Origin of the sequence: Bacillus kwashiorkori (genome assembly GCF_001375515.1) — a bacterium.
In the GTDB taxonomy this organism is placed as follows: domain Bacteria; phylum Bacillota; class Bacilli; order Bacillales; family Caldibacillaceae; genus Bacillus_BK; species Bacillus_BK kwashiorkori.
In genome coordinates, this window is the sequence record NZ_CTDX01000015.1 from 359,346 (window position 1) to 372,772 (window position 13,427).

General features: G+C 36.1%; 9 protein-coding genes and 1 CRISPR repeat array. All 9 genes read left to right on the top strand.

The window, feature by feature from the left end; all coding sequences use genetic code 11:
• Positions 1 to 159: 159 nt before the first annotated feature.
• The 9 genes from copZ to cas2 all read left to right on the top strand — a co-directional run bounded on the left by copZ (position 160) and on the right by cas2 (position 9,717).
• A complete protein-coding gene (copZ, locus tag BN1242_RS08405) occupies positions 160 to 369 on the top strand; it encodes a copper chaperone CopZ (protein WP_062354221.1) in 210 nt (69 codons plus the stop codon).
• Positions 370 to 668: 299 nt separating this feature from the next.
• Positions 669 to 1,403, top strand: coding sequence for an LppM family (lipo)protein (locus tag BN1242_RS08410; protein ID WP_062354224.1), 735 nt, complete (start codon positions 669 to 671; stop codon positions 1,401 to 1,403).
• A 229-nt stretch (positions 1,404 to 1,632) separates the two neighbouring features.
• Positions 1,633 to 4,059, top strand: a complete 2,427-nt coding sequence (locus BN1242_RS08415; RefSeq protein WP_062354227.1) for a CRISPR-associated helicase/endonuclease Cas3 — start codon at positions 1,633 to 1,635, stop codon at positions 4,057 to 4,059.
• 204 nt (positions 4,060 to 4,263) lie between these two features.
• The gene (gene cas5c / locus BN1242_RS08420) at positions 4,264 to 4,983 is read left to right on the top strand and encodes a type I-C CRISPR-associated protein Cas5c (protein ID WP_062354230.1); all 720 of its coding nucleotides are present in this window, start codon (positions 4,264 to 4,266) and stop codon (positions 4,981 to 4,983) included.
• Positions 4,980 to 6,881 (top strand): type I-C CRISPR-associated protein Cas8c/Csd1, encoded by a 1,902-nt coding sequence (gene cas8c, locus BN1242_RS08425; RefSeq protein ID WP_062354234.1) that lies wholly within the window; start codon positions 4,980 to 4,982, stop codon positions 6,879 to 6,881. The genes cas5c and cas8c overlap by 4 nt, the downstream gene beginning before the upstream one ends.
• Entirely contained in the window at positions 6,878 to 7,741 is an 864-nt protein-coding gene (gene cas7c, locus BN1242_RS08430; protein ID WP_062354237.1) for a type I-C CRISPR-associated protein Cas7/Csd2, read from the top strand. Before cas8c ends, cas7c begins: the two co-directional genes overlap by 4 nt.
• Complete coding sequence (cas4, locus tag BN1242_RS08435; protein ID WP_062354241.1) at positions 7,731 to 8,387, top strand: CRISPR-associated protein Cas4; 657 nt, start codon at positions 7,731 to 7,733, stop codon at positions 8,385 to 8,387. Before cas7c ends, cas4 begins: the two co-directional genes overlap by 11 nt.
• Positions 8,387 to 9,418 (top strand): type I-C CRISPR-associated endonuclease Cas1c, encoded by a 1,032-nt coding sequence (gene cas1c / locus BN1242_RS08440; protein ID WP_062354245.1) that lies wholly within the window; start codon positions 8,387 to 8,389, stop codon positions 9,416 to 9,418. Before cas4 ends, cas1c begins: the two co-directional genes overlap by 1 nt.
• 8 nt (positions 9,419 to 9,426) lie before the next feature.
• Entirely contained in the window at positions 9,427 to 9,717 is a 291-nt protein-coding gene (cas2, locus tag BN1242_RS08445) for a CRISPR-associated endonuclease Cas2 (RefSeq protein ID WP_062354249.1), read from the top strand.
• A 169-nt stretch (positions 9,718 to 9,886) separates the two neighbouring features.
• A CRISPR array of direct repeats spans positions 9,887 to 13,412; the repeat unit is 33 nt; unit sequence GTCGCATCCTTCACGGGGTGCGAGGATTGAAAT.
• The last annotated feature ends 15 nt before the right edge of the window (positions 13,413 to 13,427 follow it).

Genomic DNA, 13,427 nt, shown 5'->3' on the forward strand with positions numbered 1-13,427 from the left:
ATCCTTTTTTCCTTACGAAGTGTGTAAGCCGTTTATCTATCAATTTGCTTGATAAGGATTAGGTAGTAATGTATAGTAAATCATGAAAAATGGTCGTCCGAAAGTTAATCGCGGGAGTAGTTCACCATATCATTTATATGTAAAAAGGGAGATGTTTTAATGGAACATATAACATTAACAGTAAAAGGTATGTCTTGCGGTCATTGTGTGAAAGCTGTTGAAGGTAGTGTCGGTGCGCTAAATGGGGTAGAAAGTATCGAAGTTCATCTAGACGCTGGCAAAGTGGAAGTGGAATTCAACCCAGAAGTTGTTTCATTAGAAACGATTAAAGAAACAATTGATGATCAAGGCTATGAAGTTGTATCGTAAGTTTCCTACGATACATTTATCTAGCAATTTTTTTGCTTATGTAGGTTTTTTTACATATTTAATAATGAGAAATTGTAATAATAAATGATTAGAAACATATGATAAAGCATCGTATTCATTACGATGTTTTTTTGTTGGGAAAGTGCTAAGGACAGAGCTATAGATTAAAGAAATTATTAAAAAGCAGCGGTAGTCATTCTCTTATGGAAATGATATACTTCAATGGAAATGATTCGTTTGTTCGATTCAGCAATTGGATTTGGATAGTTTAAAAGATGAATAAATTAGGGGGATATGTTTTGAAGAAAAAAATTTTAAGTATGTTATTGTTTGCTTTAGCGATTTTCTTATTAACAGGGTGTGTTCAAGTTAGGACAGAGATTACCATTGGGAAAGATGGTTCTATCGAATCCGTCCAAAATTTAGGAGTTTCGAAAAAATTAGTTGAGTTGTCTGGCGAAAATCAAATGGATTCGTTAATGGATGATAAAGAGGAATATGAAAAAGAAGGGTTTAAAGTTGAAGAATATGAAAACGACGATTTTGTCGGTATGAAATTATCGAAGAAGTTTGATAGTATAAAAGAATTTCTAGATTCAAGGGCAGTCGATGGTTTTTCCGAAGATATCGGTAATAATCCTTTCACTGTTGAGGTAGACGAAGGATTTTTCGGAGATATTATTAAAATTAAAGGGGATTTTCCATTTAAGTCAAGTGGAGCAATGGATTCAGATGAATTAATGGCAATGCAATTATTCAAATTAACTGATACGGATATTTCTTTTACCATTAATACTCCTGTTAAAGCCGATAAGCATAATGCAACGGATGTGAAAGGTAAATCTTATTCGTGGGAGTTAGATATTACGAAGGATCAAACGATGGAGCTTGAATTTAAGACCCTTAACATCGGAAATATCATGCTTATCGTCGGTGCAGGAATTGTAGTGATTTTACTTGTAGCTTTCCTTCTATTCCGTAAGAAAAAATCCAAACATGAAGACCAATCACATGAAACAATAATTGAAGAATAATAGATGAATAATTAACTTAAAACCCATTTTCGTTCATCCAAACCAACGGATGAACGAAAATGGGTTTTTATTTCGGTACCGCAAGCAGCGGGGGACTGTCCCCAACAATTTAAAATTTTCAGTTTATTAAAATGTTTGTATTGGTGGAAAATGTTGAAAAATGTAACATTATTAGTATTGTTTGTAGTATAATAGTCCTATGTACAAGTGTATTTGGAGGTTGATTATCATGGATTTGTCAATTGCACATATTCGACAAAGTGATGGGGAAATCCAAACTGTGGAACAACATCTGTTAGATGTGAAGCTTTTAGCCGAGTCTTATGGTGAAAAAATAGGTATTAAACATATAACTGGATTAGCAGGTATGCTTCATGACATGGGGAAATATAATAATGAATTTAAAGAATATATATTGGAAGCGGTAAAAAATCCATTATCTCCCCCAAAAAGAGGTAGTGTTGATCATTCAACAGCTGGTGGTAAATTGCTATATGAAGTTTTTCATCATCCAAAAAAACAACTACATTCAATTCTTTCAGAAGTCGTAGGAAATTCTATAATTTCGCACCACTCGTATCTACATGATTTTTTAAACACAGAATTAGAATCGAATTTTTTAAAGAGAGTGTCTAAAAAGGAATTGAATAATTACCAGCTTACAAAAGATGCCTTTTTTGCAAAGGTAATGTCAGAAAAAAGTTTTCATGTATATGTTGACCGTGCTGTAGAAGAACTGAAAAAATATTTACTTAAGAATTCAACGGAAGGTATAGAGAATAACTTGATGTTTTTAACAAAGTTTGTTTTCAGTACTTTAATTGACGCAGATCGAACCAATACAAGATTGTTTGAAGAAAATGCAGTAGCTAGTGAAAATTATATAAATCATATCGCCTTATTCGAAAGATATTATGCAAAGCTTATTCAAAAAATAAACTCCTTCAAAACCAATGATAAAATTAAAAATCCTATTAATCAGCTACGGCAGGAAATGTCAGACCAATGTGAAAAATTCGCTACTAAGCAATCTGGAATTTATACACTCTCTATTCCAACAGGTGGTGGAAAAACATTAGCCAGTTTACGCTATGCTCTTAAACATGCGATTAAGTATGACAAAAAAAGGATCATCTATGTAGTTCCCTATACAACGATTATTGAGCAAAACGCAGAGGTAGTCCGTAAAATTTTACAAGACGATGAGAACGTTTTAGAACATCATTCTAATATTATTGATGATGATGAAAATGATGAATATCTAGATGGAATAGCAATTAGACAACAAAAATTAAAATTGGCTAAAGATAATTGGGATTCACCTATTATTTTTACAACAATGGTACAGTTTATGAATTCTTTTTATGCATATGGAAGTAGAAACATTAGAAGACTTCATAACTTATGTGAATCAGTCATTATTTTTGATGAAGTACAAAAGGTCCCAATCCATTGTGTATCTCTATTCAATAGGGCCGTTAATTTCTTAAAAAACCATGGGAAGTCCAGTGTCATTTTATGTACCGCCACACAACCAGCTCTTGACTTCGTTAAAAATAAATTACAGATAAATAATGATGCTGAAATTATTAGCGACTTAAAAGATGTCATTAATGCATTTAAAAGAGTCGATATTATTGATAGAGCAACGGAAGAAAAATATGATACGGAAAGATTAGCCCAGTTTATTCAAGCTCATTTAGAAAAAATTCAAAATGTAATGGTTGTGCTAAATACTAAGTCGGTTGTAAAAAAATTATATGAAAAATTAAAGGAAATGGTTGAAATACCAGTCTTTCATTTAAGTACATCTATGTGCGCTGCCCATCGGAAAGAAATATTGGATGAAATTAGGGAAAAACTAAACAAACGCGAAAAAATCATTTGTGTGAGCACACAATTGATAGAAGCAGGTGTCGATATTAGTTTTGAATGTGTTGTTCGATCACTGGCAGGTTTGGATTCAATTGCCCAAGCAGCTGGAAGATGTAATCGACATGGTGAAAGAAAACTAGGCACTGTATATGTTATTGACCATTTGGAAGAAAAGTTAGATAGGTTAAAAGAAATAAAAGTAGGTAAAGAGGTTGCGGCTCGAATCTTAACAGATATGAAATACAACAACAAACTATATGATGGCAATCTTTTGTCTGCACAAGCTATGAATAAATATTTCCAAGAATTTTATTATAGAATGGAAAATGAGCTAGATTATCGCATTCCTAAGTTAGGAAAAAATATGCTCCATTTATTAACGGAATCAAAGCGAGACAGTGAATCCTATCATCAAGGATATAAGGCAAAATTCGGAAAGAATCTACCATTATTTATCGCTAATAGTTATAAAACTGCCGCAGAATATTTCCAAGTAATTGAAAGTAATACTACTTCAGTTATTGTTCCTTTTGGTTACGGTAAGGAAATCATATTGGAATTAAACGGAGATGGAAGTATTGAAAATTTAACAAAACTATTAAGGATGGCACAGCAATATACTGTCAATCTATATAAAAACGAGTTTGACCAATTAGCTAAAAATAATGGGATAGTTTCATTTTATGATGGAAAGATATTTGCAATTACTGAAGGTGCATATAGTAGAGAGTTTGGTATAAATATTCAAAATGATAGTTCGTTAGAAGGCCTTTTTATTTAAAAGAACCTATCATATCTTGATAGGTTCCAAAATAATATAATATATTTTTCAATCCGCACTTTTCTTTTTAAAAAGCGACAACTTATTTTAACATATACAAAAAAGAATAGGAAATGTTCATATAATATATAATTTTATTGTTGATTTTTAAGAATATTAGAGTTATATTAATTATGTAAATAATTTTTGAAAGGGGTGAATTCTTTGAGGAACTCGATTGAATTTAAAGTATATGGAAATTATGCATTATTTACAGATCCATTAACGAAAATGGGTGGGGAAAAGCTTAGTTATCAAATACCAACGTATCAAGCGATAAAGGGAATAGTAGAATCCATTTATTGGAAACCAACTATCATGTATATAATCGATGAAGTTCGAGTGATGAATCCTATTCGGATGGAGTCGAAAGGTATTCGACCTATTGAGTATAGTGGGGGCAACACACTCGCTAACTATACTTATCTGAAAGATGTCTGTTATCAAGTTCGTGCTCATTTCATTTTTAATCCGCACCGTCCTGACTTGGCTTTTGATAGAAATGAACATAAGCATCACAACATACTAAAACGATCGCTGAAAGTTGGAGGGAGAAGAGATATTTTTCTAGGGGCTAGAGAATGTCAAGGATATGTCGAGCCTTGTGTATTTGGGGAAGGAAAAAGTGTTTACGATGATATAGAGGAAATTCATTTTGGAACGATGGTGCATGGTATTAATTACCCAGATGAAATTGGTAAAAATGAAATGCAAATCCGATTATGGAACCCAGTAATGCAAAATGGTGTAATTAAATTTATTCGTCCTGATCAATGTACACAAATACGAACTGTGTCAGAAATGAATCCAAAACAATTCAATAAAGAAAATATTACACATGTGGATGAGTTATATGCAGAAATTGAAGGAGGAGGGAATAATTGAGCTGGTTATTAAATTTATATGAAACCTATGAGTCAAACATTGATCAAGTTGGGAAGGTAGAAATTAAATATAATGGCAAAGAATTCACTCTAATACCGCTCTCACATACAACACAAACGGCACATATCGAAGTTCAAGTAACAGAAGATGGTGAGTTTCACTCAGCATCAATAGTTGATGGTCCGGACGCAATAACAGTAATTCCTGCTACCGAAGATTCTGCAAGCCGTGGTTCAAAAATTGCACCGTACCCATTACACGATAAACTTTCGTATGTTGCCGGCGATTTCATTACTCATGGAGGAGAAAAAAAGCGGGAAGAACAGTATGCCCATTATATTAAACAATTAGAAAAATGGGCATTATCCCCATACGCCACAACAAAAGTTAAAAGTATTTATAATTATTTAAAAAAGGGTCAATTAATCAGTGATTTAGTAAATGAAAAGATTTTGTATTTAGATTCTAACAATAAGCTAATAAAAAAATGGAAAAAGGAATATGAGGAATTATATGGGGAAAAGCCAAAAATATTTTCTGTAGTTTCTGCCGACCAAGAAAGCGCATTCATTCGTTTTAATGTTTATTCTCCAACAAAAATATTAACAAGTGTTTGGAAGGATAAAGATATGTATGATTCCTTCATAAAATACTATAACGAATCACTTGTAGAAGAAGATATTTGTTATATCACGGGAAAAAGTTTGCCCTTAGCGGAAAAACATGCAAATAAAATCCGTAATTCTGGAGATAAGGCAAAGTTAATTTCAGCAAATGACAAAAGTGGATTTACCTTTCGAGGACGTTTTACAGACAGCAAACAAGTAGCAACGATAAGTTACGAAGTGTCCCAAAAGGCTCATAATGCCCTAAAATGGTTAATTAATAGACAAGGCAAAATAATTGATAACCGTGTCTTTCTTATTTGGGGAAATGATGATTTAAATATACCAGATTCAACAGACGACACTTATGATTTATACTCGTTAGATTTAATCGATAAAACCGAACAACCAAAGGAAAGAGTCACCTATACACAAAAATACTTTGCAGATGAATTTGCAAAAGCGATAGCAGGATATAAAAATAATTTATCTTTAAAATCAAATGTTAATATTTTGATACTCGATTCAGCAACGCCAGGTCGAATGGCAGTTCTTTACTATCGAAATATTAATAAAGAAGAATATTTAAAACGATTAATTAAATGGCACACTACCTGTATGTGGCGCCATACATATCGGAAAAACGAGGGCGGGAAAAGGGTGACTTTTGAGGGGGCACCTGCTACAAAAGATATAGCCTTTGCAGCATACGGACCAAATGCAAATGATAAAGTTGTAAAAGGACTAATGGAAAGAATGTTGCCTTGTATTGTTGATGAGAAAGATATTCCGAATGATATTGTGAAAAGTGCCTTTTACCGGGCATCTAATCCCGCTGGACAAGATAGGTGGGAATGGGAAAAAACATTGAGCATAGCTTGTTCATTGATTAATAAAGAGGAGGGATATACAGTGTCATTAGACAAGGAAAATAAGAATCGGGATTATTTATTTGGAAGACTACTTGCAATAGCAGATGTTCTTGAAAGATCGGCATTAGGTCCTGATGAGAACCGTTCTACTAATGCGATTCGTTATATGAACTCTTTTTCGAAACATCCAGAAAGGACATGGAAAACGATTCAAGCGAGCTTACAGCCATATCAAATGCGGCTAGGAAAAAAAGGATTATATTTTTCTAAGTTAATTGACGAAGTTGCTTCTAGTATATGTATAGAGGATTTTAATAACAAACCACTTTCTGGTAAGTATTTACTTGGTTTTTATAGTCAAAGACATGAATTATATAAAAAACATGAAGAAAAATTAGGAGAAGGAGAGAATAATGAATGAGTACTTTAGATCATAAAATCGACTTTGCAGTAGTATTATCTGTAGTTAGAGCCAATCCTAACGGAGATCCGCTCAATGGCAATAGACCGAGACAAAATTACGATGGCCATGGAGAAATATCTGATGTTGCAATTAAAAGGAAAATCAGAAATCGATTACTGGATATGGGAGAAAAAATCTTTGTTCAATCACATGATCGTACGGTAGATGGATTTAAGAGTTTAAGAGAACGAGCAGATGCGAAGCCAGAACTAAGTAAGTTATTAAAGGAAAAAAATAACTCAGACGATAAATTTGCAAAAATCGCTTGTGAAGAATGGATAGATGTAAGAAGCTTTGGACAAGTTTTTGCCTTTAAAGCATCAGGAACTGGTGGTGGTGTTTCAGTAGGAGTTCGAGGACCTGTATCGATTCATACTGCTACTAGTATTGATCCAATTGATATTATAAGTACACAAATTACGAAAAGTGTAAATTCCGAGCCTGGAAAAGATAAAGGATCAGATACAATGGGAATGAAGCATCGTGTTGATTTTGGGGTTTATGTATTTTATGGCAGCATTAATACTCAATTAGCAGAGAAGACTGGTTTTTCAAATGAAGACGCAGAAAAAATTAAAAAATCGCTTATAAGCCTGTTTGAAAACGATGCATCTTCAGCAAGACCAGATGGGAGTATGGAAGTCCATAAAGTCTACTGGTGGGATCATGATACAAAAATCGGGCAATATTCTTCTGCAAAAGTTCATCGCTCATTAGAAATAAAAAGAAAAGTGGAGGAGCCAAAATCAATCAATGACTATGAGTTTATTGTTCAACCTCTAGATGGGTTAAAGGTTGAGATTATTGATGGGCTATAATGATGACGATGATTTTCTCTTATTATCAGGAATACAGCATTTTCAATTTTGCAGACGGCAATGGGCGTTAATACACATTGAACAACAATGGGAAGAAAATGTCAAAACCGTCGAAGGACAACATCTTCATCGCAAGGCAGATAATCCTTTTATTCGAGAAAAAAGGGGAGAAAAGATAGTAATTCGGGCGTTACCTGTAAAGTCGAATGTTTTAAAGATTACTGGGATTTGTGATGTAGTGGAATTAATAAAAGCCCCTAATGGTATTGAAATAGAAGGTGAAAAAGGAAGGTTTTTGGTTTATCCCATTGAATATAAACGGGGTAAACCAAAAACAGATGATTCGGATATTTTACAATTGGTTGCACAAGTTATCTGTCTTGAAGAAATGTTAGTTTGTAAAATAAATAAAGGATATATCTACTACCATGAAGTTAAACATCGGGTTGAGATACAAATAACGGATGAGTATAGAAAAAAGGTTCAATCCCTTGTTATGGAAATGCACGACTATTATAAAAAAAGATATACTCCAAAAGTGAAAATTGGAAAATTCTGCAACAACTGTTCCTTGCAAAATATTTGTTTACCTACTTTGATGAGTAAACAAACGGTGAAAAGTTATATTGATAGGATGATAAAATAATGAAAAAACTATTAAATACATTATTTATAACCCAACCGGATGTTTATTTATCATTAGAGGGTGACAATGTAGTACTTTTGAAAAAACAAGAAACAATTGGGAGACTACCACTTCATAATTTAGAATCGATTGTAGCATTCGGATATTCAGGTGCAAGCCCTGCATTAATGGGATACTGTGCAGATCAAAATATATCAATTATCTTTTTAACGATGAATGGTCGTTTTTTAGCTAGGGTAACAGGGAAAAGTAGAGGAAATGTTATTTTAAGAAAAAAACAATATAAATTATCAGATGATGAAAATGAGTCAGCTAAAATTGCTAAAAATTTCATCTTAGGTAAAATTTTTAATAATAAGTGGATACTTGAGAGAGCAACAAGAGATTACCCATTAAGGGTTAATATTTCACAATTCAAGGAAATTTCAAAACTACTATCTTCCATTATGGAGGAGGTAAGAATTTGCGGTGATTTGGAGAGGTTAAGGGGACTAGAAGGACAAGCGGCTACTTTATACAATAAAGTATTCAATCAACTAATACTTCAACAGAAGGATGATTTTCATTTTTATTCAAGAAATCGAAGACCACCAACTGATAACGTAAATGCAATGCTTTCGTTTGCATATACACTCTTGGCGAATGATACAGCTTCAGCTTTAGAAGCAGTTGGCTTGGATGCGTATGTCGGTTATTTACATAGAGATCGTCCTGGTCGAGCTTCATTAGCTTTAGACGTAATGGAAGAATTAAGAGGAGTGTATGCAGATAGATTTGTATTATCATTAATTAACAAAAGAGTAGTTAATAAGGATGATTTTGTGAAGAAGGAGAATGGAGCTGTAATTATGACAGACGAGGCTAGAAGGGAGTTTTTAACAGCCTGGCAAGCAAAAAAACAAGAAAAGATTACCCATCCTTACTTAGGTGAAAAAATATCCTGGGGGCTAGTTCCATATGCACAAGCTTTATTACTAGCTCGCTTTCTTCGATCAGACTTAGACGAGTATCCACCTTTCTTATGGAAGTAGGTGACGAGATGTTAGTTTTGATCACATATGATGTTAATACAGTTAGTGTCGCCGGACAAAAGAGACTGAGGAAAGTGGCAAAAATTTGTCAAAACTATGGTCAACGCGTTCAAAATTCTGTGTTTGAATGTATAGTAGACGCTACTCAATTTAGAACATTAAAATTTGAATTGGAAAATATAATTGAAAAAGATAAAGATAGCTTAAGATTTTATAAGCTAGGAAATAACTACAAGAATAAGGTGGAACATATTGGTGTAAAGACATCAATTGACATTGAAGGTACTTTGATTATTTAGTGCGAATGTAAAGTGCACATATTTTTCGTGAGAGATTCGCACCTGTTTTTTTGCTAAAATTATACAAATGTTCCTTTTTGTATATAAGTTTTTGTTTAATGTTCTTTAGTTATCTAAAGAAAATAGCGATTTCTTTGTAGCTTTAATAAAAATTTTAATGAAAATCGCTGTCGCATCCTTCACGGGGTGCGAGGATTGAAATTCCTCCTTTGTTTTGGAGAGGAGCCGAAGCCCCTCGTCGCATCCTTCACGGGGTGCGAGGATTGAAATGTAACGGAAGAAGATGGAAAAATATACGCAGAGTCGCATCCTTCACGGGGTGCGAGGATTGAAATAAAAATAACTATGCGACTTTAGACCAAATAATCGAGTCGCATCCTTCACGGGGTGCGAGGATTGAAATGGTCAAAACCAAGAAATAGTAGCAGTTGGACGACGTCGCATCCTTCACGGGGTGCGAGGATTGAAATTTGTAAAAACAGGCGGGAATAAAAAAGGTTTTTTAGTCGCATCCTTCACGGGGTGCGAGGATTGAAATTTTTAAACGTTTGTGAATGTGCAATGCCGCTTCGTCGCATCCTTCACGGGGTGCGAGGATTGAAATAATACGCTCTTGCCAGTTATCAAAATTTATATTAGTCGCATCCTTCACGGGGTGCGAGGATTGAAATATCGAACTCTCTTAAATCAAATTGGCCGCCTAAGTCGCATCCTTCACGGGGTGCGAGGATTGAAATCGCAGTAAATGTAGCTGATGCACTTGCAGAGCCAAGTCGCATCCTTCACGGGGTGCGAGGATTGAAATATGTAGGGAAAGAAAAGTCAGTTAAAGCACAAATGTCGCATCCTTCACGGGGTGCGAGGATTGAAATTACGATAGTCGTACGGCAATAGCCTGTCTCGCGGTGTCGCATCCTTCACGGGGTGCGAGGATTGAAATAACATAATTTCTAGCATTTTTGCAGGTGCTTGGTAGTCGCATCCTTCACGGGGTGCGAGGATTGAAATACCAAACATGTGTATATAAACGTATCTACACAATGTCGCATCCTTCACGGGGTGCGAGGATTGAAATTATAAGCCAATCGATTTGTTTGATGTCCAATATTGTCGCATCCTTCACGGGGTGCGAGGATTGAAATACAAATTGAGACACACACAAGCGAGCTATCTATTGTCGCATCCTTCACGGGGTGCGAGGATTGAAATAAAAAAATTATTGGAAATATGGGTTTGTCAAAATGTCGCATCCTTCACGGGGTGCGAGGATTGAAATATAAAAAGATATATCTATCCAAGCAGAATTAGAAGGTCGCATCCTTCACGGGGTGCGAGGATTGAAATAGCTAGTAAATGCCCATAAGTCGTTTGTACCATAGTCGCATCCTTCACGGGGTGCGAGGATTGAAATGTTAAGATAGCCCTCAAATTTTGTGCCGAATAGGTCGCATCCTTCACGGGGTGCGAGGATTGAAATAGAAATAATGCAACCTAGCAAATAATAAAATTTGTCGCATCCTTCACGGGGTGCGAGGATTGAAATACATATCGTATAATAACATGGAATTTTTTGCCAATGTCGCATCCTTCACGGGGTGCGAGGATTGAAATAAAAAATCGCTTGTGTCATTTCGAATAAAATACACGTCGCATCCTTCACGGGGTGCGAGGATTGAAATCTCTGTTGTTGGCAACTCTGCCCTCATGGTTAGTGTCGCATCCTTCACGGGGTGCGAGGATTGAAATCCTGAATAGTTGCTCAGCTTGCTTTTTTGTCATTGTCGCATCCTTCACGGGGTGCGAGGATTGAAATAAAACACCCCTTTATATTATCGTTGCTTGTTATGTCGTCGCATCCTTCACGGGGTGCGAGGATTGAAATTTAATCCTGATAACATCAACGCTTACATAGTCAAAGTCGCATCCTTCACGGGGTGCGAGGATTGAAATCTCGAATTGCCATATTAAAGATTAAAAACGGTATAGGTCGCATCCTTCACGGGGTGCGAGGATTGAAATGAGTCTGATAACAAAGGTTTTACTCGGTTTACCGTCGCATCCTTCACGGGGTGCGAGGATTGAAATCGTTCTTTATCCTTGAATATCCCTTTGGCATTACAGTCGCATCCTTCACGGGGTGCGAGGATTGAAATTTGGGCTTGTGTATGCAAACATGCCCACGTTTGTGTCGCATCCTTCACGGGGTGCGAGGATTGAAATTTTTTTCGGATTTGGTAAAAATACATAATTTAGGTCGCATCCTTCACGGGGTGCGAGGATTGAAATTTTCCCTACATGAAAGGAAAATGGCTCTTTTATAGTCGCATCCTTCACGGGGTGCGAGGATTGAAATACCTTTATCACTTTTAAAACTAACATATTGAGCACGTCGCATCCTTCACGGGGTGCGAGGATTGAAATCAAAAAAGAGGGGCTATACATTATCACTTTTTAACGTCGCATCCTTCACGGGGTGCGAGGATTGAAATGGGGCATAAAGGGGTTGTAAAAAGGAAAAGAAAAGGTCGCATCCTTCACGGGGTGCGAGGATTGAAATGGTAGCGGGCTTACTTATTCGGAAAGATACTTCTTGTCGCATCCTTCACGGGGTGCGAGGATTGAAATACCATAAAGTAGTTTTGCTCCATCCGTTAATTCCCGTCGCATCCTTCACGGGGTGCGAGGATTGAAATACATTTTTTGCAGCCTTTACACCATCATACATAGTGTCGCATCCTTCACGGGGTGCGAGGATTGAAATAAAACGTACGAGAAAGCACAAAAAGAACTAGAAGGTCGCATCCTTCACGGGGTGCGAGGATTGAAATAACTGGTGTAACTACTTCGACAAGTGGTTGGACTAGTCGCATCCTTCACGGGGTGCGAGGATTGAAATCCAAAATATGGTACATATGAATATTTTGAAATGGGTCGCATCCTTCACGGGGTGCGAGGATTGAAATTTTAACATTTTAACGAACTCCCTTTTTCTTTTTTGTCGCATCCTTCACGGGGTGCGAGGATTGAAATCCGCCCAACCTAGTCCACCTGCCAATCCAAAAGTGTCGCATCCTTCACGGGGTGCGAGGATTGAAATCTCCAATTCCGAGCCCTGTTTTACCCTCAATTATGTCGCATCCTTCACGGGGTGCGAGGATTGAAATACTTTTACGGCCCTTATACAATCATACATAGTTAGTCGCATCCTTCACGGGGTGCGAGGATTGAAATCAACGTGCTTTGATTAAGTCTTTTGTCTTTTTGGTCGCATCCTTCACGGGGTGCGAGGATTGAAATTCCCTCCTAATCTAGCGCATAAATGACATTTATCGTCGCATCCTTCACGGGGTGCGAGGATTGAAATTGGTTTCCAGTTCACATACAATGGTGTATTAACGTCGCATCCTTCACGGGGTGCGAGGATTGAAATTGAACGCTTGCGACTTAATGGGCTGTTTTGAGTTGTCGCATCCTTCACGGGGTGCGAGGATTGAAATCTTTTGAGTACGTATGATAATATCTTTGTATAAGTCGTATCCTTCACGGGGTGCGAGGATTGAAATTATTAGTATAGTTTCGTAGGGGTGAATAAAATAGTCGTATCCTTCATGGGGTACGAGGATTGAAATTATTAGTATAGTTTCGTAGGGGTGAATAAAATAGTCGCATCCTTCACGGGGTGCGAGGATTGAAATTTTGACATAGTTGGT